The sequence below is a fragment of the Microcystis sp. LEGE 00066 genome (assembly GCF_015207925.1).
GTDB classification, from domain to species: Bacteria; Cyanobacteriota; Cyanobacteriia; order Cyanobacteriales; family Microcystaceae; genus Microcystis; species Microcystis ichthyoblabe_A.
This window is the reverse complement of the sequence record NZ_JADEVX010000009.1, coordinates 13,726-38,894: the sequence shown is the minus strand read 5'-3', so window position 1 is coordinate 38,894 and position 25,169 is coordinate 13,726. Positions and strand designations below refer to the sequence as shown.

The window sequence follows — 25,169 nt, the reverse complement described above, 5'->3', positions numbered from 1 at the left end:
TCGTCAATTCTTAGATTAAATTCTGTTTAAAAGATACAGGAGATTGGGGAGAAACAATTGATAACTGAGTTTTTCAATTTGAATTGGCAGTTAACCATAGTCTTAAAAACGGGTTTGGTATCAAATCTCAAGGCAAACTTTTAACTCTTCGGCTAAAATCTGGACATGGGGTTCCACCATAATCGAGACATGATTTCCTAGTACGAAATGAATCTCAACCGGCTCTGTAGAAAATTCACTCCAGCCTAAAGAGGAATCCTCGCAATCTCCAGCTATTAAATCTTTATTTGGATCATCAGCTAATTCCTCCCCGGCCCGTATAACCGTAATTTTACCAGGATAAGTCTGTTTAGGGAGATAATCAATCAGACATAAACAGCTAGTTTTATAGGCTTGGACAATTTTTTCAAGCTGCCTAGTTTCCGCATTGGGAGGAAGCATATTAGCCAGTTTAAAAAAGTTTAAGGCGTATTTTAATTGTTCCTCCACTGTTAAGAGTTGAAGAGTTTCATAGGAAATATCGATGGTTTTATCTAAATAAACTTCGATACCTTTGCTGACTTCAGCTAACCACCGCGCATGATCCCAATCAATATAATCTAGCAAAATTTGCTTATCTTTATAAGTTGGTGCTGAAGAATCAATTATTGCTAGTAATGCCACTTGTTGACCCTGATTAACCAACTGTTGAGCCATTTCAAAAGCCACATTACCACCGTAGGAATGTCCCCCCAAAAAGTAGGGTCCTTGGGGTTGTAAATCCTGCATGGCTTGAAGATAAATACTGGCTATATCCTCAATGCGACTGATTTCTCCAAACTGTTGATAGAGATCATTTTCAAAACTGTAGAAAGGTTGATTTTTTCCTAAACAACGTCCTAAATGGTAAAAATAAAATGGTCTTCCTCCAGCGCCTGGAACACAGAAGAAAGGCGGCTTTGAACCCTGGGGTTGAATGGGAACTAAACAAGACTGGTTAGAGGAATCTGCCTCGGTTTGGATAATGGTCGCTAACTGTTCAATAGTTGGGTTTTGAAATATTGTAGTTACGGCAATTTCTTTGCCTAACTGTTCTTTAATTTGGGTGATTAAATAAGGAGCTAAAAGGGAATGGCCACCGAGATCAAAAAAGTTATCCTGCACGCTAATTTTGTCAATCTTTAGCACTTTTGACCAGATTTGCACGAGGTTTAATTCTAACTGATTACGCGCTTCAATAAATCTGTCTGAATCACTGGTGTTACTGGGAGCTTTTAACGCACGGCGATCAATTTTTCCGTTAGCTGTTAAAGGGAAAAACTCCAGCAGCACAAACGCACCCGGAACCATATAACCAGGCAATTTATCGCTAAGAAATTGACGCAAATCGCCACTTGTTAGCTTTACTCCTAGCTTAGGCACAATATAAGCAACTAACTGTTTTTCTCCGGGATTGTCTTCACGAACAATCACACATGAAGACTGTACCGCCTGATTTTGACTAAGTACAGCCTCAATTTCTCCCAATTCAATGCGGAAGCCGCGAATTTTTACTTGATTATCAATCCGTCCTACATATTCAATATTACCATCGGGTAAATAACGCGCTAAGTCTCCCGTTTTATATAATTTTGACGGCTCATTGCCCCTCTTATTAAGGGGGGTTGGGGGGATCACTTCATCCTTCTCAAAAGGATTAGAGATAAATTTTTCTTGGGTTAATTCGGGACGGTTGAGATAACCTTTGGCTAATCCTGCACCAGCAATATGTAATTCTCCGACTACACCAATCGGGACAGGTTGCAGATTTTTATCCAGCAAATAGATTTGGGTATTAGCAATCGCTTTACCAATGGGAATAGTTGTCACTGTAGAAGCTACGTTTTCCACTAAATACCAAGAAGAAAACGTTGTATTTTCCGTTGGCCCATAGACATGAAGCAACCGTTGTGGCGCACCTTTTTCTAGTACCTCTTGTACCCATTTTGGTTCAACTGCTTCACCCCCAAATAGTAAGCAGCGTAAGTTACTAAAAGCTTGGGGAACTAAATTAGCTAACTGATTAAAAAGTGCTGTGGTTAAAAATAAGACACTAATCTGATTTTCCTTTAAGCTTAGTGCCAATTCTTGGGGTGAGAGCAGAACTGATTTAGCGATAATAATAATCTTAGCACCGTTAAGTAAAGCCCCCCAAATTTCAAAAGTAGCGGCATCAAAAGCAATATTAGACGCTTGCACAACGCGGTCATCAGGAGTAAACTGGATGTAATTGGTATTTAATACCAGTCGATTAACTGCTTGATGAGTGACGATAACACCTTTGGGTATTCCTGTAGAACCAGAAGTATAAATAACGTAGGCTAAATTATCCGCAGAAACTGCGCTGTTAAGATTCTCCTGACTTGCCTGATTAATTTGTTGCCAATCTTTATCTAAACAGATAACAATAGCCTGATGATTTGGCAGGAAAGTCTGTAAAGATTCGCAGGTTAATATTATTTTAACCTGAGTATCTTGGAGCATAAAGCTAATGCGTTCTTGGGGATAATCTGGGTCAATCGGAACATAAGCACCACCAGCTTTTAAGATTCCTAGTAACCCCACAATCATGTCTAAAGAACGTTCTAGACAAATCCCCACTAATTCCTCTGGTTTTACTCCTAATTTTTGCAGGTAATGGGCTAATTGATTAGCTCGATTATTTAATTCATTGTAGGTTAATTGTTGCTCTGAATATACAACTGCTACTGCGTCGGGGGTGCGTTCTACCTGTTCTTCAAATAACTGATGAATACATTTATCAGAGGGATAATCTGTGTGAGTTTCGTTCCACGATGATAACAATTGATTACGTTCTGCATCACTTAACATCGATAACTCAAAAATTCCCATATTGGGATTAGCTGCAATCGCAGTTAAGAGATTCTGAAAATGTTGCCCCATTTGGTTAATAGTACCAGTGGCAAACAAATCGGTACTATAACACCAAACCGCTTCTAAACGATCAGAAACTTCCCAAAAATTAACCTCTAAATCAAATCGCGCTTTAAGCTCCACAGATAAAGGCAAATTCTCCATCTTTAAGCCAGATAACCTAGCCTCAGATTGGGGAGTATTTTGCAGTGAGAACATTACCTGTATCAAAGGATTATGACTTAAATCTCGGTTTAATTGTAATTTTTCTACTAACATTTCAAAAGGCAAATCTTGATGAGCATAAGCTGATAAAGTCGTTTGCTTTACTCGTTCTAATAACTCCAGAAAACTGGGATTTCCCCCTAAATCACCCCTTAAAGCTAAAGTGTTGGCAAAAAATCCCATCAATTTCTCAATTGCCGAACTATTACGATTAGCGATGGGAGAACCCACCAAAACATCTAATTGACCACTATAACGAGAAATTAGGACAAAAAAGGCCGCCAGTAAAGTCATAAATAGCGTTGCTCCTGACTCTTGACTCAACCGTTTGAGGCGTTGGGTTAAGTCTTGATTCAGTCGAAAAACCTGTCCATCACCCCGGAAACTAGGAATTGGAGGACGGGGATAATCCGTCGGCAATTCTAAAATATTAGGCGCATCTTGTAACTGTTTTTGCCAGTAATTAAGTTGACGGTCCAAGACTTTACCGGTGAGCCATTGACGTTGCCATACAGCAAAATCGGCGTATTGAATCGATAATTCAGGGAGAGGGGAAGGCAACCCCCGGACAAAGGCCGCATAAAGTTGAGATAATTCACCAAAGAAGATGCTCAAAGACCAACCATCGTAAATAATATGGTGCATCTTCAACAGCAATACATACTCTTGAGAACCCAGTTTAAGTAACTTAAATTGGACTAAGGATTCCTTGGCTAAATCAAAGGGTTTTAAGGAGAAAGCAATCGCTATTTCTTGCAGATGTTCTGTTTGTTCATTCTTTGATAAATTTTGTAAATCTTGAAGGGGTAAACTGACGGGTGAAGGGGGAGCAATGCGCTGAATTGGTTGCCCTTCCACCATAGGAAAAGTGGTTCTTAAAATTTCGTGACGGCGAATTAGTTCACTGAGACTTTGTTCTAAAGCCAACAGATTGAGGTTTCCTTCTAACCGTAAAGCGTCTAACAGATTATAGGAATGACTATCGGGAGAAAGTTGCTGTAGAAACCAGAGTCGTTGTTGAGCAAAAGAGAGGGGTAAATCCTGATCCCGTGACACGGGAATAATCTCTAAATCAACAGCATTAGTCGGGATTTTAGCCGCTTTTAAAAAGGCCAAAATTTCAGGTTTTTTGGCGGCGATTTCTTCTTTGATTTCTGTGGTCATAACCCCTTTGGGAGCCTGAAAACGAAGTTTTTCGCCTTCCAGCCACAGTTTAATGTCTAAACCCTTTAAATAGGCTAAAAATTCTCCTACTTTCACTTACCAATTGCCTCCAAAGTTGTTGTTAAATTAGCTCTAAATTACGAAGTTTGCTCTGAGGATGAAAAAGTTGATCAGATTGCTATTGACTAGGATCAATATTTGTCCTTTGCCGTTTTAGCTGTCTTGCTAAACTATTAAGAGCAGCTAAAACTTTAACTGTTTTTATAATTCACCATCCTCATAATCTTCCAAGCTTTCAGTCATAGCTGATTGTCCCTCCTGTACAACCGCAAGTACCTCAATAATTTGGGATAAATTAGCGATAGTTGGGTATTCCAGCAAATTTTGTAAAGACAATTCCACCGAGAAAAGATCGCGGGAACGGGAAATAACCTGAGTTGCTAACAAAGAATGTCCTCCCAATTCAAAGAAATTATCCTTAATCCCAATACGTTCGACTCCCAAAACTTCACTCCAAATTTGGCACATTTGGGTTTCAATCGGGGTGCGAGGTGCGAGAAATCCCGTAGCTAAATTGCGTGTAGCTGTATCGGGGGTAGGCAAAGCCTGTCGATCTACTTTACCATTAGGAGTCAAAGGTAGGGTATTAAGCAAAACAAAAGCCTGGGGAACCATATAACTAGGTAGCTTTTGTTGGACAAATTCCCGCACCTGTGGCACTAACTTCTGGACTAATTTACCATATAGGGGATTATTCGTATAATCAGTCCAGGATTTGGGGATAATCGTCTCATCATCCCAAAAATTGGGGTATGGTTTTTCATCAATTTTATTTATTATCGGTTCTAGGATGGCATTCTGGCGACAGAAAACCACATCAAAAGAACCATCTTGACTACCTTCCCACCAACTGAGATGAACAGTATAACCTAACTGTTCTCCCAGTTGCCACATTTGCTCAGGATTAATCCCTATACCGCTATTTTTTCCTAACAATTGCCGCAATTCTCCCACGGTTTTTACCCCCGGAGGATTTTCTAAACAGTCTAAAATTTGTAGTGCCTTTTGTAATCGTTGATTGGGTACATCTCTGATACCTAAATATTCTGGTTGTTCCAGTTTCAGTTTATCTTGTAGTTGCCCTAAAGAAAACCGATCCCGCTGCCAATTTAGCCAAGGAATTGTCGTTTTTTGCCCATCAGTATCCAGATGTAAAGTAACATCATAGCGGAATTGGGTTAACTCATTGTCAGCCTGACCCCGTTTCGGTGCAATCTCTACCCAAGAAATTCGCGGAAAGCGTTGTTTAAGTGCGATAAAGAACTGAGGTTCAATTAACAATTCTTCTTCGGTAGCTACACTTTGATTTACTTGTTTTTGCCATTGTTCAAGGGTTTTATTAGCTTCGGCACGAGCTAACTGTACCGCCGCGTGGTAAGGCTCTAGTAAGGACAAACTACGAATATCACCTAAGAAAATCTTACCCCGATCCGCAATCGCCTTGACTGCTCCTGCGATAACTTGTAATAGATAATCCACACTAGGAAAATACTGAACCACAGAGTTAATCACTATTCGATCAAAATTAGCTTGGGGAATACCGGTAAAATCATCGGCTGTTCGGTGTAATAATTTTACTTTGCCCTCTAAACCTTCAATGGTGCTACATAAATGTTCGAGGTTATTAATGGTAGCAGCGGAATAATCTGCTCCCCAATATTCCTGACAATGTTTCGCCACACGGAATAGCAATAATCCACTTCCGCAACCAATTTCTAACACTCGTTGTGGTGGTTGATTTCCTAAAATTCGGCTCACCGTCTGATCAACCCATTCCCGCATTTCTGCTGGCGGAATAGCTTGTCCTGTATAACTACTATTCCAACCACTAATATTAAAAGTGGGGTCTTCAATTTGAGGTTGGGGTTTACTGTAGGATTCTTCGTAAATCTTTTGCCAATCACTAACATATTCACTCTGCCATTGAGCAAGCTGTTCAGGCAATACTTGATCCTTGAGAGCCGGAACTAAGTAGGCTACCAAATTAGTATTAAGCTGGTCATGATCATGATCACTTTTCTGATCAGCGCGAGCTATCACAACCGCTTCTTGTACTAAGGGATGTTGGCTCAAAACTGCTTCAATTTCCCCTAATTCGAGGCGGAAACCCCTTACTTTAACCAGATTGTCAATTCGTCCCAGATATTCAATTCTTCCATCAGGTAAATAACGAGCTAAATCTCCCGTTTTGTATAATTTTGACGGCTGCTCTCCCCCCTTATCAAGGGGGGTTAGGGGGGGATCAAGGGAGACAAACGGGTTAGGGATAAATTTCTCTGCTGTCAATTCTGGGCGATTCAAATAACCTCTGGCTACCCCTGCTCCTCCGATATATAATTCCCCGGGTACACCGATAGGAACCGGTTGTAAATGGGAGTCTAAAATATAAACCTGCACATGAGGAATTGGCCGACCGATAGTTATTTTTTCATCAACCAGCGTACATTTAGCTACCGTTGCAGCAACACTTCCTTCGGTGGGTCCATAACCATTAAAGAAATTTCGTCCCTGGGACCATTTTTTCACCAATTCAGGAGAACAAGCTTCTCCGACGACAGTAATAGTTTGCAGAGAGGAAAGATTTTCCCAAGGTAGCACTGCTAAAGCTGATGGCGGTAGAGTAATATGAGTAATCTTATTCTCCCGTAATCGTTTAATTAAGGGTAAACCGGGCATTAAATTGTCTTTACTTGCCAAATAAAGTGTCGCTCCTGCTCCCAAAGCCGTCAAAACTTCCGCAATACAACCATCAAAACTAAAAGAAGCAAATTGAAGCACTCGACTCTGAGAAGACACAGCAAAAGTCTGAATTAAAGCCAAAGCTAAGTTACATAACCCTTGATGTTCAACCATCACCCCTTTAGGTTTACCCGTAGAACCAGAAGTATAAATTACATTAGCTAAATTAGAAGCTGTTACCTTCCCCGTCAGATTATCCCGGTTCATTGGTTTAATTTCTTGCCAAATTTCAGCTAAAAATACAGTTTTAGCTTGATGATTTGGGAGTTTATCAATCAGTAAACTTTGGGTTAGTAATAAGGAGACTTGACTATCCTCTAACATAAATTGTAGGCGTTCTTGAGGATATTCTGGGTCAAGAGGTAGATAGGCAGCACCGGCTTTAAGGATGCCTATTAATGCCACAATCATATCTAAAGAGCGCTCTACACATAAACCGACTATTACCTCGGTTTCTACACCTAAAGATCGTAAATAGTCAGCTAATTGATTGGCCTGACTATTTAATTCTGCATAGGTCAACTGTTGATTTTCAAAGACTACTGCTACCGCGTCAGGGGTACGCGCTGCTTGTTCCTCAATCAATTGATGAATACACTTGTTATAGGAGTAATCAGATTTTGTCTCATTCCACCCCTCTAATAGTTGATACTCTTCCTCTGGATTTAATAAGGGTAGTGAAGCTACTGATTGACGGGGATTTTCCACAATTGCCGCCAACAAAGTCTTAAAATGAGTCATCATACGGACAATAGTTTCAGCATCAAATAAATCCCTGTTATAAGAGCAAAAACCGCCTAATCCTTCCGGTGCATCCCAGAGGTAAACTTCTAAGTCAACCCTGACTGAATCAAGTCCCGATGGTATCTCCTCAATGTTTAGTCCGGGTAAATCCCAGGGAGAACTAGGAGCATTCTGAAGAGCAAAAACTATCTGTGTTAAAGGATTACGATCTAAATGACGCTCAATTTGTAATTTTTCGACTAACATCTCAAAGGGTAAATCTTGATGGTCGTAAGCATCTTGAGTAGTTTGTCTGACCTGCGCGAGAAAATCTTCAAAGGTCGGGTCTTGAGATAAATCAAATCTTAACACTAAAGTATTGACAAAAAAGCCGATTAACCCTTCAATTTCGGTGCGGTTACGGTTAGCAATTGGTGAACCAATTACCACATCTGTTTGTTGACTATAACGAGATAGTAACACAGCAAAACCCGCCAGTAATGTCATAAAAAGAGTGCTACCGGACTCTTGACTGAGTTTTTTCAGTTGTTGCGTTAGTTGACTATCTAGTTGCAGTCGCTCCGTCCCACCGCGAAAACTTTGAATTGCTGGCCGGGGACGGTCTGTGGGAAGTTGGTGTAGTAGGGGAATCCGGGTTAATTGTTGCTTCCAGTAGCTTAATTGACGGTCTAATACTTCATTAGTTAACCATTGACGCTGCCACACGGCAAAGTCAGCATACTGTATTGATAAATCAGGTAAATCTGCTTTTGTCCCGGTGCAGAAACTTCGATAATAGACCGATAATTCGTCCACTAAAACACCTATTGACCAACCATCCGCCGCAATATGGTGAATGGCTAATAATAGGACATATTCCTCTGTCTGCAATTGCCATAATTTGACTCGTAATACTGACCCTGATTCGAGATCAAAGCGTTCGGATGCTGCTGCTAATAACAGGTTTTTTACCTGTTGCTCAGAATGACTGAGGTTTTGCAGATTGACAACTGGTAAGGTGAAAGTTACATTAGGATCGATCGCTTGTATTGGTTGGTTATCTTTGAGTTTAAATTGAGTCCGTAGGGGTTCATGGCGTTGAATAATTGCTTGGAAAGCTTTTTCTAAGGCTTTAATATTGAGATTTCCGCGCAAACCCATGGTTAAATCAATAGTATAAGCCCCACTTTCCCCTTCTAATTGATTCACAAACCAGAGACGTTCCTGGGCCCAGGATAGGGGAATATCAGCCTCTCGATTAACGGGGACAATTGATGGTAGCTTTAACCCTAAACCTGTTTGCAGTTCTTTTAAAATTACCCCACTTAACTGAGCAATGGTTGGCGATTCAAACAGATAACGCAAGGGTAAAACAATCTCAAAGGTTTCCTGTAATCGAGAAATAACTTGAGTCGCCAACAGAGAATGACCCCCTAATTCAAAGAAATTATCCTCAATACTGACTCGTTGTAATTTCAGTATCTCACCCCAGATCTGCGCCATTTTTTCTTCAATGGCATTACGGGGAGCGATATATTCACCTTGGCTCTGTAAATTGGGAACAGGTAAAGCACGGCGGTCGATTTTGCCATTAGGAGTTAAGGGGAAAGCATCAAGAAGAATAAACGCAGTAGGAACCATATAATCGGGTAATTTTGCTCGCAAAAATTGCCGTATTTCGTTAATTGTCAGGTTGATTTCGGGTTGCGGTACGACGTAAGCAACTAAGCGTTTATCCCCCGGATTATCTTCACGAACAATCACACAAGAAGACTGTACCGCCTGATTTTGGTTGAGTAAGGCCTCAATTTCTCCCAATTCAATGCGGAAACCGCGAAGTTTTACTTGATTGTCAATCCGTCCTAAATACTCAATATTACCATCGGGTAAATAACGCGCTAAGTCTCCCGTTTTATATAATTTTGACGGCTCATTGCCCCCCTTATTAAGGGGGGTTGGGGGGATTACTTCATCCTTCTCAAAAGGATTAGGAATAAATTTTTCTTGGGTTAATTCGGGACGATTGAGATAACCCCGCGCTAATCCCAGACCCCCAATATGTAATTCTCCGACTACACCAATCGGAACAGGTTGTAAATGGGAGTCTAAGATATAAACTTGGGTGTTAGCAATGGGGCGACCAATAGTTACTTTCACAGTTTCATCTGTCCATTTTTCTACCGTGGCACAAACGCTGGTTTCTGTCGGTCCATAAGCATTAAAGAAATTTCTCCCTCTGGCCCATTGTTTGCTCAATTCTTCTGAACAAGCTTCTCCTGCCACAATAATTGTTTGTAACTCTGGTATTTCTTCTAGGGGCAAAGCTGCTAAGGCTGAGGGGGGTAAAGTAATATGGGTAATACCATAATCTTTTAATATTCCCATTAATGGCAACCCGGGCATTAAAGCATCTTTGCTGTCTAAATAAAGGGTTGCACCTGCTCCCATGGCCATGATAATTTCCCAGATAGAAGCATCAAAATTGAGGGAAGCAAACTGGAGAAGGCGAGAGTTTGACTGTACGTTAAAGGTTTTAATTTGCGCTTGAGCTAGGTTAAATAGTCCCCGATGTTCCACCATTACCCCTTTGGGTTTTCCTGTAGAACCAGAGGTATAAATGAGATTAGCTAAATTATTGGCTGTTACTACTCCTGTGAGGTTATCTTGGCTATTTTGATTGATTTCTTTCCCAATCTGCTCTAACAAGATTAGCCGCGCTTGATGTTCGGGTAGTTTATTGATTAATCCCTCTTGAGTGAGCAAGAATGACAGTTGAGCATCAGCGATGGCAAATTGTAGCCGTTCACTGGGATAATCTGGGTCGAGGGGGACATAAGCACCACCCGCTTTTAAGATTCCTAATAACCCCACTATCATGTCTAAGGAACGCTCAAGGGAAATGCCGACTAAAGTATCAGCTTTTACGCCTAATTTCCGCAAATAATGGGCTAATTGATTAGCTCGATTATTTAATTCATTGTAGGTTAATTGTTGACCTTTAAAAACCACTGCTACTGCGTCGGGTGTGCGTTCTACCTGTTCTTCAAATAGTTGATGAATACACTTATACTCAGGATAGTCAACTTGAGTATTATTCCACTCAATTAATAACTGATGAGTCTCGCTTTCTGTCAGTAAGGGTAATTGGGAAATCTGCGCTTGAGGATTGGCCACAATTCCCCCTAATAAGTTGAGAAAATGCCCTGATAATCGCTCAATAGTGCTACTCTCAAACAAATCAGTATTATATTCCCAGACACCTTTTAAGCCATCATCTGTGCTAACCATAGCTAAGGTTAAATCAAACTTAGCTGTGGTATTTTCTGGAGGCAAATCTGTCACCGTTAATCCCGTCATTGCAATTTCAGACTTAGGTGTATTTTGCAGGACAAAAGCGACTTGAAATAGGGGAGTATGGCTCAAATCCCGTTCCGGTTGCAACGCTTCGACTAACATTTCAAAGGGTAAGTCTTGGTGCGCATAAGCATCCATTGTCACTTCCCGAACCCGGGTTAATAACTGACTAAAATTCGGATTATCTGATACATCCGTCCGCATCACTAAAGTATTAACAAAGAAGCCGATTAACCCCTCAATTTCGCTGCGATTACGGTTAGCAATGGGAGTTCCTACCAAAATATCACTTGACCCTGTATAACGATACAATAAAGCATCAAAAGCAGCCAACAGCGTCATAAATAATGTCACCCCTTGTTGGCGACTTAATTCAGTCAAAGCTTGGCTAATTTTGGGGGAAAGGGAAAATTCTTGCTGAGTACCGACAAAGCTTTGTACCGCAGGTCGAGGGTGGTCTGTGGGAAGAGATAATAATGGGGGTGCAGCTGTTAGTTGATTTTGCCAGTAATTTAATTGACTTTGTAGGATATCCCCTTGTAACCATTGTTTTTGCCAGAGTGCAAAATCTCCATACTGAATCGGTAAAGGAGCTAAATTTGCGGGTTGATTCTGCACATAAGCATTATATAAGCTGGTCAATTCGTGAATCAACACTTCGATTGACCAACCATCACTAATAATGTGGTGCATACACACTAACAAGAGATGTTCCGTCTCCGATAGCACCACTAAAGTGATTCTGATTAAAGATTCTTTGGCTAAATCAAAGGGTTGAGTGGCTTGTTTTTGCTTTAATTGCTGTGTTTTTTCTGCTTGCTCTTGGATGGGTAAATCTTGTAAATCAACGACCGATATTGTCTCCCTTGTTGTTTGAATAATCTGAGTCGGTTGTCCATCAATCGTGACAAAATTAGTCCGTAATATCTCATGGCGATCGCAAATTTCTTGCAAACTTTGTTCTAAGGCCTTTTGATTGAGGTTGCCTCGGAAATGCAACACCATCGGTATATTATATAAAGCGCTATTTGGTTGCAATTGATCTAAAAACCATAAACGCTGTTGAGCAAAGGATAGAGGTAGTTCTGTATCCTTAGTTCTCGGTAAAATGGGGGGTACTGTTAGCGTCAGATTTTGCTGCTGTAATTGTCCAATAAGATGCGCTAATTCGGCCACCGTCGCTGCACCAAATAAACTCCGCAAAGGTAGTTCTATTTTAAATAAACTCCGAATCCGGGAGACTAATTGAGTTGCGAGGAGAGAATGGCCGCCAATTTCAAAGAAATTATCATAAATTCCCACTTGCTCTACTTTGAGTATTTCTGTCCAAATTTGCACCAACATCTCTTCAATTCCATTGCGTGGTGCTACATATTGATCCCGGCGATTCCCTATCGTATCTGGTGCGGGTAAAGCGCGACGATCTACTTTACGATTAGTAGTAAGGGGTAAAGATTCCAGAAAAACAAAAGCTTGAGGAACCATATACAAAGGCAATTTACTGGACAGAAACTGACGCAGTTCACTAATCATCGGTATGCGTTCATAATGAGCTACTATGTAAGCGACTAAATATTTATACCCCGGAGTATCTTCCCGAATAATTACACAAGATGTTTGTACATCAATATTTTGGTTAAGTACCGCTTCAATTTCTCCCAACTCAATACGGAATCCGCGAATTTTAACCTGATTGTCAATCCGGCCAAAACATTCAATATTACCATCGGGTAAATAACGCGCTAAATCTCCCGTTTTATACAACCGATTGAAAGCCGCATTAGCAAAGGGATTATCAATAAATTTTTCAGCAGTTAATTCGGGACGATTCAGATAACCCCGCGCTAAACGAACACCGCATAAATGCAATTCTCCCTTAACTCCAATGGGTACGGGTTGCAGATTTTGATCCAAGATGTATGCTTTTGTGTTAGCAATGGGACGACCAATCAGCACTGAATTGATTTTTTCTGACTGATAATCTAGCAAGTCATGAACTATGGCGGTTACAGATGCTTCTGTGGGTCCATAGACGTTGATACATTGAACCCGTTTTCCGACCATTTGTCGCCAAATATTGACGGTTTCTGGTAACACTGCATCCCCTCCCACGGCCACAACTCGCAGACTGGATGGTACAGTAGCTAATGATTGGGAAACGGCGATTGCCCATTCATGCCAATAGGCGGGGGTAATATTTAAAACGGTGAGGCTTTCTTGTTCGATAAAATCAGCAAAATCAGTCAAAGTTGGGAACATTTGCCCCGGTCTTAAAACCACTGTACCACCTTTTAACCAGGTGGGAAAAATTTCTTCGGCAGCGACATCAAAGCCAAAGGAAGCAAACTGTAAAACGCGATCAGATTCTGTTAAACCGAATACTTCACTAATGCCCCAACTATGATTAACTAAAGCTGCGTGAGTTAACATCACTCCTTTAGGTTTACCTGTGGAACCAGATGTATATAATAGGCATAGTAGATTTTCTGGTGCTACTTCACTGAGGGTATTTTCTGACCTTTGAACTGTCAAGATATCGGCTAATTTATCTAAGACAATTACCCCCACATCTTCTGCTGGTAAAGAATCGAGTAAACTTTCTTGAGTTAGCAGTAGAGAAATTTGGGCATCTTCTGCCATATAAGTCAACCGTTGCTGGGGATAATCTGGGTCTAAAGGTATATAGGCTCCCCCAGCTTTGAGAACTGCTAATAATCCGACAATAACTAACAGTGACCGCTCTAGATAAATGCCGACTAAAACTTCTGAATTTACCCCCAAAGATTGTAAATAATGGGCTAATTGATTCGCCTGAATATTTAATTCTTGATAGGTTAATTCTTGACCCTCAAAGACCACTGCTACTGCATCTGGTGTTCGTGCTGCTTGTTCTTCAAATAAGTGATGAATACATTGATGGAAAGGATATGCTTTTTCGGTAGCATTCCAGTCTTCTAATAATTTTTTTGCCTCGACTCCAGTTAATAATGGTAGTTGGAAAATTGGCTGTTGCGGGTTAACAACCAATGCTTCTAGTAGGGTGATGAAATTTCCTGTTAATAGCTCAATGGTGCTGCGATCAAATAAATCGGTATTATATTCCCATACCCCTTTTAATTCTGCACCGGTATTCTCCATCGCCAGGGTTAGATCAAATTTGGCGGTGTCATTTTCTGTGGTGAGGGGAGTGGCGGTTAATCCTGTTAGTTCTAAGGGAGACGGGGGACTATTTTGCAGCAGAAAATCCACTTGAAATAAAGGCGCGTGACTTAAATCTCGTTCAGGTTGTAGGGCCTCTACCAACATTTCAAAGGGCAAATCTTGATGAGCATAGGCATCCATTGCCATTTCTCGTACTCGACCTAATAACTGATTAAAATTGGGTTTACCTGACAAGTCAATTCGCAAAACCAAAGTATTGACAAAAAAGCCGATTAACCCTTCAATTTCCCTGCGATTACGGTTAGCAATGGGAGTACCAATTAAGATGTCTTCCTGTTCTGTATAACGGTAAAGTAAGACAGCATAAGCTGTTAACAGGGTCATAAATAAAGTGACACCCTGTTCCTGGGTTAATTGGGTCAGTTTTTCGGTTAATTCTAGGGAAAGGCTAAAGGGTAAATGTCCCCCAGCAAAACTTTGTTGATTGGGTCGAGGTCTATCTGTTGGTAAAGATAGAAGGGCCGGTGCGCCAGCTAACTGTTTTTGCCAGTAGTCTAGTTGCTGTTGCAATACCTCTCCCTGCAGCCATTGTCTTTGCCAAAGGGTAAAATCTCCATACTGGATAGATAAGGGATTTAGAGGCGAAGATAAACCCTGAATATAGGCATTATAGAGGGCGGTTAGTTCCTGAAGAAATACCCCCATTGACCAGCCATCACTGACAATGTGGTGCATACAGACTAATAAGAGATGTTCCGTTTCAGATAACACCACTAAAGTGATTCTGATTAAGGGTTCACCAGCTAAATCAAAGGGTTGAACCGCTTGATTTTGTGCTAACTCTTGAGACGTAATTGCTTGTTCACTACCAGATAAATGCTGTAAATCAACAACCGTAACTGTCCAGGTTCGTGCTTGTACAACCTGAGTAGGGATACCATCAACGGTAATGAAGTTGGTGCGTAAAGCCTCATGGTGATCGCAAATTTCTTCTAAACTCTGGATTAAGATTTCTGAGTTTAAAGTTCCCTCTAAACGCAAGGCTAGGGGGATATTATAAAAAGAACTATGCGACTCAAATTCAGCCAAAAACCAGAGACGAGTCTGGGCAAAAGATAGGGGTAATTCTGCTGTTTTTTCCCTGGGTAAAATCGGCAGTTCAGTTAGTTGTTCTCCTTCGGAAAGCCGTTTTATTTCTTGGGACAATTCGGCGATTGTCGGTGCAACAAATAACTCGCGTAAGGGCATTTCTACCCGAAAATCCTCACGGATGCGCGAAATTAGTTGAGTTGCTAATAATGAATGTCCGCCTAACTCAAAGAAGTTGTCGTGAATCCCCACCTGTGCAACTTTTAACACTTTTCCCCAAATCGAGGATAATATCTCCTCAATGGGGTTACGCGGCGCAATGTATTGCGCTTGGCTTTGGAATTCGGGGGACGGTAAAGCACGATGATCGATCTTACCATTAGGCGTTAAGGGTAGGGATTCCAAAATGACAAAGGCACTAGGAATCATATACTCTAGTAACTTGGCTTTCAGGAATTGCCGCAGTTGAGTAACATTAAGCGAATTTTTCTCTTTTGGGGCGGAAATAATCTCTACTTGGGGAATAATATAGGCGACTAAACGTTTCTGATTTGTCTCATCTTCCCGAGCAATCACAACAGCCGTTTTTACTGCATTGTGCTGACTAAGAACGGTTTCAATTTCTCCCAATTCAATGCGAAAACCCCGAATTTTTACTTGATTGTCAATCCGTCCTAAATACTCAATATTGCCATCGGTTAAATACCGACATAAATCTCCCGTTTTATATAATTTTGACGGCTCATTGCCCCCCTTATTAAGGGGGGTTGGGGGGATCACTTCATCCTTCTCAAAAGAATTAGGAATAAATTTTTCTTGGGTTAATTCTGGACGATTAAAATAACCCCGCGCTAATCCCATACCACCAATATGTAATTCTCCAGCTACCCCCACAGGAACAGGTTGTAAGCAAGCATCAAGAATATAAACCTGAGTATTACTGATGGGTCGCCCAATGGGAATATTGGTTATAGTTGGTGAAGTAAATTCGGAGAAAGTCGCCGCAATGGTTGCTTCTGTTGGTCCGTAAGCATTTAATAGTCGAGGAAGAGGGGAATATTGGCCTGTAACTGTTTGCCATTGCTGTACTTTTGCCGGTTGAATGGCTTCCCCACCAATAACAATTAGTTTAATCTTTGAGAGAATTGGCAGGGTATCAGGGGTTAATTCAGAGGCTAATTGATGCCAATAAGCAGTAGGAATACCCAAAACTGTTAATTGCCATTTTTGACAACATTGCCAAAAATACTCACTAGAGCGCAACATCTCTTCTGTTCGCAATACCAAGGTCGCACCCGATAACAAACTAACAAAGATTTCTTCAACAGAAGCATCAAAGCAGATAGAGGAAAATTGCAGAATTTGATCCTCTGAGGTAATACCATACTCTCGAATAGTAGTCAGTATATAGTTGACTACTGAGCGATGTTCAATCATTACCCCTTTGGGTTGACCTGTGGAGCCGGAGGTGTAGATAATATAGGCTAAATTGTGCTGATCAACTTCTACCAGAGGGCTAACTGTACTCTGTTTGGCGATTATTGACCAGTCTTGATCTAAACAGATGGTTGTTCCTTGAAATTGGGGAAGTTGCTCAATAAATTTAGATTGCGTCAACACAATACTAAGTTGAGTATCTTCAATAAGATAGGTAATTCGCTCTTTTGGATAATTAATATCTAAAGGAACGTAAGCTCCCCCTGCTTTAAGTATTCCCAGGATTCCGATAATCATGTCTAGGGAACGTTCAACAAAAATCCCGACTAAACTCTCGGATTTTACCCCTAAAGATTGTAGGTAATGGGCTAACTGATTAGCCTTACAGTTTAACTCCTCGTAGGTTAAAAATTCATCTTCTAGTCTAACAGCGATCGCCTGTGGATTCTGTTTTACTTGTTGTTCAAACAACTGATGCAGACACAAATCATTTTTGTAATCAATTTCATTCTGATTCCAGTTAAATAATAGCTGATTAGTCTCACTTTCTGTTAGTAAGGGTAGTTGACTAATTGCTTGTTCTGGATTAGCAATAATCCCAGTTAATAGGTTAACAAAATGCCCTGATAGTCGCTCAATTGTGCTTTTGTCAAACAGATCTGTATTATATTCCCAAATCGCAGTTAATCCAGCTTCTTTTACCTGTATAGATAAACTTAAGTCAAACTTAGCTGTCTTAAATTCTAAAGGCTGACGAGTGGCTTTTATTCCTTCTAAATTTATGCTATCTACAATTTCATTATCTAAACCAAACATCACCTGAAATAAAGGAGTATAACTCATGTTTCTTTCAGGTTGTAGGGCCTCTACTAACATCTCAAAAGGTAAATCTTGATGGTCGTAAGCATCCGTTGCTGTTTCTCGTACCTGTTTTAATAACTCGCTAAAACTGGGATTTCCAGCTAAATCTGTTCTTAAGACTAAGGTATTGACAAAAAAGCCGATTAACCCAGCTAATTCACTACGAGTACGGTTAGCGATGGGAGTACCGACTAAAATGTCTGTTTGTCCCGTATAGCGATAGAGTAGGATTCCAAATGCGGTCAAGAGGGTCATAAATAAGGTGACACCTTTTTCCCGACTCAGCTTATTTAAGCCTTGACTGAGTTCTGGAGAAAGGATACATTTTATCCGATCTCCCTGAAAACTTTGTTGCAGAGGACGGGGATAATCCGTAGGTAGATGTAATAAAGCGGGTGCTGCTGCTAACTGTTTTTGCCAGTAATTTAACTGATTTTGTCGGATTTCTCCCTGTAAATACTCCCTTTGCCAAATTGCAAAATCTGCGTACTGGATTGGTAACTCTTGTAAAAGAGGTTCTAAACCTTTAGTATAGGCATTATAAAGGGTTGTCAATTCCTCAATAAATACCCCCATTGACCAACCATCAGAGACAATATGGTGCAGACAAATCAGCAAAAAATGTTCTGTGTCTGATAACTTAAGTAGGGTGGCTCTAATTAGGGAGTCATTGGCTAAATCAAAAGGTTGATGGCTGTGAATTTCTAGCCATTTTTTTATTTCCTGCTCTTCTCGATATTTTGGGCTGTCTTTCCCATTGACAAGCGTTAATTGCCAATTACTTTCTGGTTTGATTATTTGTACAGGATTTCCCTCAATAGTGGCGAAATTTGTGCGGAGGGACTCATGGCGCTGAATAATTTCTTGTAGGCTTTTTTCGAGGACATCTACTTGGAGATTTCCTGCTAAATGCAAGGCCAGGGAAATATTATAAAAGGGACTGTTTGGTTCTAATTGATCTAAGAACCATAAACGCTGTTGAGCATAAGATAGGGGTAATTCTTCAAAATTCATTTTCTTTTTCTTGGTAAAATTACTGGAACGATGGGAGCGGATTTTTCCTGTTTTAACTGTTCAATCCCTTGGGCTAATTCTGCTGGTGTGGCCGAGTTGAATAACTGACGTAAGGGAAGTTCAACTTTCAAGCGATCGCGTATCTGTGCTACTAATTTAGTGGCTAGTAGGGAATGGCCTCCCAGTTCAAAGAAGTTATCATTTATGCCCACTTTCTCGACTTTTAGCACTTCTGACCAAACAGTTACTAATATATCCTCGATCGGGTTACGCGGAGCAACATATTTTTCTGATGGTTCACTACTAGATTCTGGTGGTGGTAAAGCTCGACGATCTATTTTTCCATTAGCAGTAAGGGGTAAGGCATCTAAAATAACGAAAGCATTAGGTATCATATAACCGGGTAATTTAGCTTTCAGAAATTGCCGTATTTCGTTAATGGTAATTATTTTTTCCGATTGTGGCACAATGTAGGCCACAAGACGCTTATCTCCTGTTGCATCATCCCTCACTATTACTACTGTTTCCCAAATCTGGGGATGAGATGCTAATAATGCTTCGATTTCCCCTAACTCAATCCGAAAACCCCGAATCTTAACCTGATTGTCAATGCGCCCTAAATATTCTAATTCTCCCTTAGGTAAATAACGGGCTAAATCTCCCGTTTTATATAATTTTGATGGCTCATTGCCCCCCTTATTAAGGGGGGTTGGGGGGATCACTTCATCCTTCTCAAAAGGACTAGGAATAAACCTTTCTGTTGTTAATTCAGGACGATTGAGATAACCTTTTGTTACTCCGGCACCCCCCACATACATCTCCCCGGGTACACCAACCGGTACAAGTTGTAAATATTGGTCTAGTAAATATACCTGTAAGTCGGGAATGGGACGACCAATCACACTAGCTGTACTATCCAAGTCGGTCATACTTAATGGTCGATAGGTGACATGAACGGTAGTTTCTGTAATTCCGTACATATTAACTAATTGGGGGCATTGGTCGCCATGGCGCTGAAACCAAGGTTGTAAGCTGTTAATTTCTAAAGCTTCTCCTCCAAAAATAACTAAACGTAAGCTTAAATCGTTATCTGTTGTCGATGAACGATCCCCCCTAACCCCCCTTGATAAGGGGGGAAAACTTCCTTTTAAGGATTCTTCAGCTTGAATTAACTGACGGAAAGCGGTAGGAGTTTGATTAAGAATTGTTACTTTTTCTTGACATAATAGCTGATAAAATGCTTCGGGAGAACGGGTCACTAAGTAGGGAACAACTACCAAGCGTCCACCATATAACAAAGCTCCCCACATTTCCCACACCGAAAAGTCAAAAGCGTAGGAATGAAATAGAGTCCAGACATCTTGACTACTAAAATTATACCAAGCATCTGTAGCGGCAAATAATCGCACGACATTGGAGTGATTGACTAACACCCCTTTCGGTTTACCTGTGGAACCGGAAGTGTAAATAACATAAGCTAAGTTATCTGGAGTGACGGTGTTTTCTGGATTTGAATGGCTGTTTTCGGCAATTTTTTCCCAGTCGGTATCTAAATAAATAATCTGCGCTTGATGTTGAGGTAGAGTTTCTCCTAGCTTTTGTTGCGTTAACAGCACTGATAATTGAGCATCTTCTAACATGAAGCTTAACCGTTCAATCGGATATTCTGGGTCAAGAGGAACATAAGCACCACCCGCTTTTAATATCCCCAATAACCCCACAATGATCTCTAAAGAACGCTCAAGACAAATCCCCACTAATTGATCAGGTTTTACTCCCAAAGATTGCAAATAATGGGCTAACTGATTCGCTCGATGATTTAACTCATTATAGGTTAATTTTTCACATTTAAATACTACAGCTACAGCATCAGGAGTCCGTTTTACCTGCTCTTCAAATAACTGATGAATACACTGAGTATAACTGTATGTTGTATCAGTATTATTCCATTCTACTAACAGTTGATGACGCTCTTTTTCTGTTAGTAATGGCAAGGTTCCTACCGACTCTTGCGGATTCGTAACAATTGCATCTAATAATGTCTGAAAATGACCAGTCATGCGAGCAATTGTATTTTGATCGAATAAATCTGTATTATACTGCCAAAATCCTTGGAGAGAGTTGCCTTCTTCTGTATTTGTTTCCCACATTTGTAAGGTGAGATCAAACTTGGCGTTAACATTATCTAGAGGTAGATGCGATATTTTTAACTCAGGATTTTCTAATTCCTCCATGGCCACATTTTGTAAAACAAACATCACCTGAAACAAAGGACTGTGACTAAGACTGCGCTCTATTTGCAAAGTTTCGATAATCTGCTCAAAAGGAACGTCTTGGTTAGCATAAGCATTCGTACAAACAGAACGCACTTGTCTTAATAATTCTTCAAAACTGGGATTACCTTCTAAGCGAGTTCGCATCACTAGGGTATTCACAAAAAAGCCAATTAATTCTTCTAATTCTTGATAGTTGCGATTGGCAATCGGTGTTCCTACCAGAATATCATCTTGACCACTATAGCGGAATAATAGAGTAACATAAGCCGCCATCAACGTCATAAATAGGGTAGTTGCTGATTTGTGGCTGAGTTCTTTTAGAGATGCTGTCAGTTTGGCATCTAACTGGAAGGAAAAACATCCACCTCGGAAAGTTTGCACAGAGGGACGGGGTCTGTCCGTAGGTAATTCTAGCAAAGGAGGAGCTGCGGCTAACTGTTGTTTCCAGTAATTAATTTGGTTTTGGATGGTGATAAAACCTTGAGTTTCTCCTTGTAACCATTGCCGTTGCCAAATTGTAAAATCGGCATATTGAATCGGCAATTCCGGGAGAACAGAACCATCATCAAGCAAAAATCCTTGATATAAACTTGACAATTCTTTGAGCAATACTCCCATTGACCAACCATCACTAATAATGTGGTGCATGGTCAATAACAAAGCTGATGATTCTGATTTAAGTTGCACTAAGGTGACTCTTAGCAATATTCCCGTAGTCAGGTTAAAAGGTTGTAATTGATCCTCAATTGCTAAAAGTTGTAATTGTTCTGACTGTTCTTGTCCTGATAATCCTTGTAAGTCCACAACCGAAATTTTCAGAGTTGCGTGGGGAGCAATTACCTGTACTGGAGTTTCTGCTACTTCCTTAAAATTAGTGCGTAGAATTTCGTGACGATGGACAATTTCGTTGAGACTGCGTTCTAAAATTTCTATATTTATACGTCCCTGAAGATGAACCGCTTTAAACATATTGTAAAAAGGGCTGTCCGGTTCTAATTGCGCTAAAATCCATAGTCGCTGTTGAGCAAAAGAAACTGGGAAAGTCTGAGGTTCGGCGGGATTTTTTCGACTAATTTGGGGGATATTATTGTTATTTTTTGGATAGCCAAAAGATTCTGCTAGTTGCCAAGTTACATTACCTAAAAAGTCAATGTTGTAGTAATCTTTCCATTGCTCAATGGTGTTAGGATTAATGCTTTGATGTTGATGAAATTTTACATCTCCTAGCATTCTAGATTCGGCATAAATACCGTCAGTCATGCGCTGCTTTTTCTCTTGGTAGGGTTGCAGCATATCAGGATTAAATTCTACTCCTAAAAACTGACATAAACTCTCTAGGGTTTTCTGTGGCTGCCTAACGATGTCTTCAAATTTAACTTGATACTGACGTTGGGGAGAAACTTGTTGTAAAAATTCGCAGATATTTTGATGGCTAATTAGCCAAACGAGTTCGGCAAGTTCTCGATTATTGAAAGGATTTTGATAGGTAAATATTTGCTCAATTTTAGCTTCTTCATAAGAGTGAATCATTCCTAAAGGATGACGCACCAGATGAATATATAGAGGGTTATCAAAATTTATTTCTGCTCGTTTTAGAGTTTCTAAATCTAGAGAATAGGATGGAGTTTTATCCACTAAGATTTTATCTCCCAACCATCCCTGTAGAAGACGGTAAAACTGTTTGCTAGTCAGATTTTTCTCTTCTAATTCTTCCATAATTGCGATCGCTTTTTCAGCATTACACCCCTTAATTTCCATGATGGTGCGAATTGTTCCTTCCATCCAGAAGTTGTAACGGCCAGAAAATTTCGCCTTTCTTTCCACAAGGGTATTAAACCCTAGTAGTTCCAATTCTGGAGGTGCAAAAAGCTGTGGATTTCCTCCTAAGATAACGCGGAGTAAGGTGGAACCGCTACGATAAGGAGAAAGAATAAAGATAGCCGGTGGATTTTTGCTATTGTCATCATCTATTGGGCTGCTAAGAGCAGGAATTAGGGAGCGCATTTGTAACACTTTAGCTTCAGCAATGCGCTCCTGTGGTAGGTTGTTAATTTCGGTTCTTTCTTTACCTAGTATTTTGGTAACTGCTTTTGGATAATGTTCCTCTATATATCCGGCTAATTCCTTAACAGTTTTTCTGTCAAATAAAACAATAAAGTGAATAATTTCGTTTAGTTGTGCTTGCAGTTTATTAATTAGAATTGCTCCCCGAATTGAATCACCACCAAGCTCAAAAAAATCGTCATCTATCCCCACTCTGTCAAGTTTAAGGACTTCTGCGAATAGAGAAGCAATCACTTTTTCTAGAGGAGTACGAGGAGCAATAAATTCTGCGTCTAACTGAGTCCGTTGACGCTGGTTTTGAGAATTAATTTTTCGCAGAATTAGTTGAGCATCATATAAGTTATTTCCAATCTCTTCAAAAAACTCTGATCGGATAATTCTCTTAACTGTTTTAGATGACTTTTTAGTAGCTATTTTCTGTTCATCACCGAGAGAAATAAAATTAATTTTAGACGCAATATAACTAGGAAAATCAAATAAATATTCCTCCTCTTTTTCCTGCTGAAATTCTTGACCAACAGTCCTTAAAAAATCCCAAATTGGTTGATTTTTGGCAGTAGGTTTATAAATAAGTTTGAGTTTTTCTAACCCTTTTTGTTGAGCAATTGTACCCAAATAAGCTAACATTTTATGTTCTACACCGCGACCCAATACTCGACAACTAAGCAAAAATGTATCGACAATTAGAGAATTTTCTTGAACATTAAATAATAGCAAACCAACTAAACCATAATCCCCAAAACGATCTTTTACTTTAACCACTCGACAGTCTAATTCCCCTGAATTACAAAGTTGTTGAATTTGGGATTCTGACCGTCGGATAGTTGTTAAGTTAAATTGGTTAGTACGTTGAGTAAGTTGGGCAACTCGCGTCAATTCCTCCGTTTGCATCGGGGAAATCTCTATTTCTAAGTTGAGTTGGCCGAGAAAATTCTCAAAAGAAAGGGAATATTTTTGTAAATTCTGACGCTGAATATTCTGTTGATAAAGATTAGTTCTTTGTCGGTCTTCTTGAGTGGTTTTGAGTTGATCAAAAGCCCAAATATGTTCTAAAAATTTTGGAATATGATCGCAATTTTCAGGAAGTTGTAATGTCAAAACTTCTGGACAGTTTGCTCTAACTTCCGCACACTCAACCGGATTATCATCAATAAAAATAAAGCTATCTAATCCTAGTTGTAATTCCTCCGCTAAGGACTGCAAATTCTGAGATTTTTCTTGCCAGTTAATGCGCCAATTTACTAAATGATTTTCCTTAAGCAACATATCGGGATGTTGCTCAAAAACTGCAAAGACATCCTCGGGTTGATTCTTACTACATAAACAGATTAACTTTCCTGCTGCTTGCTCTGCGATGATAAATTCTTGTAAAGCTCGAAATGGAGCATCAATTTTCACTCCCTTAACTCCATCTTCTCCACAAACCCCATGCCATAATGTATTGTCGCAGTCAAGGACAATCACTTTGTAAGGAGAGTTTATCAAGGCTAAGATTTTTCGCGCTAATATTGTCCCCAAAGCCGCAAAAAAAGCCAAGGTATAGGGAATATTTCCTAGTTCTTCTCCATAAGGATCATAATACTCTTGTACAGGATAAGTCTTGAGTAATGCTTGACTTTTAATTAGATATATGCTAGGGATATTCTGGAGATCACGGTCTAATTGTTCTTGTAATTTCTCATGTAAACTATTGAACGTTGTATCATGGGTTGGAGAGGGGGGACAGACACAGACTAAATAGGGAATTGGTGAGCGCATTGTCGCCGTTTTCAAGGCATTACCAAAGTCTCTAAGGGTTTGCTCTAATGTCAATTCGGCCTTGTTTTTACTCCCTTGCCAGTCTTCAAACCTAACCAGAACTACATTAACCCCATTTTGATTAGTCGCTAAAAGACTAGCAGGATTGAGTAATTCTTGAAAGACTTGATTGTACTGAGCAAATTCTATTGAATAAGGAAATCCTATTTTTTTGAGCCAATATGACAGAGAATCCTCCACTGGTTCACTGGTAAATGTAGCTGTAATAACGATTTTCTGATTAGCAAGTGCTTTCATTCTTGGCATGGGTTACCCTGTAGGCAGCGACAATACGAAGTCTATCTGATTTTA

General features: G+C 40.1%; 3 protein-coding genes. All 3 read right to left on the bottom strand.

The window, feature by feature from the left end:
* Nucleotides 1–120 precede the first annotated feature (120 nt).
* On the bottom strand, nucleotides 121–4,377 hold the full coding sequence (locus tag IQ224_RS24840) for a non-ribosomal peptide synthetase (protein ID WP_194032490.1): 4,257 nt from the start codon (nucleotides 4,375–4,377) through the stop codon (nucleotides 121–123).
* Between the two features lie 165 nt (nucleotides 4,378–4,542).
* Nucleotides 4,543–18,720, bottom strand: coding sequence for a non-ribosomal peptide synthase/polyketide synthase (locus IQ224_RS02570; protein WP_194032489.1), 14,178 nt, complete (start codon nucleotides 18,718–18,720; stop codon nucleotides 4,543–4,545).
* Nucleotides 18,717–25,124, bottom strand: coding sequence for a non-ribosomal peptide synthetase (locus IQ224_RS23760; RefSeq protein ID WP_228036065.1), 6,408 nt, complete (start codon nucleotides 25,122–25,124; stop codon nucleotides 18,717–18,719). Before IQ224_RS23760 ends, IQ224_RS02570 begins: the two co-directional genes overlap by 4 nt.
* Nucleotides 25,125–25,169 lie beyond the last annotated feature (45 nt).

Coding starts and splice junctions, on each gene's coding strand:
- IQ224_RS02570 (WP_194032489.1), bottom strand. CDS start 18,720: ATGAATTTTGAAGAATTACCCCTATCTTATGCTCAACAGCGTTTATGG.
- IQ224_RS23760 (WP_228036065.1), bottom strand. CDS start 25,124: ATGCCAAGAATGAAAGCACTTGCTAATCAGAAAATCGTTATTACAGCT.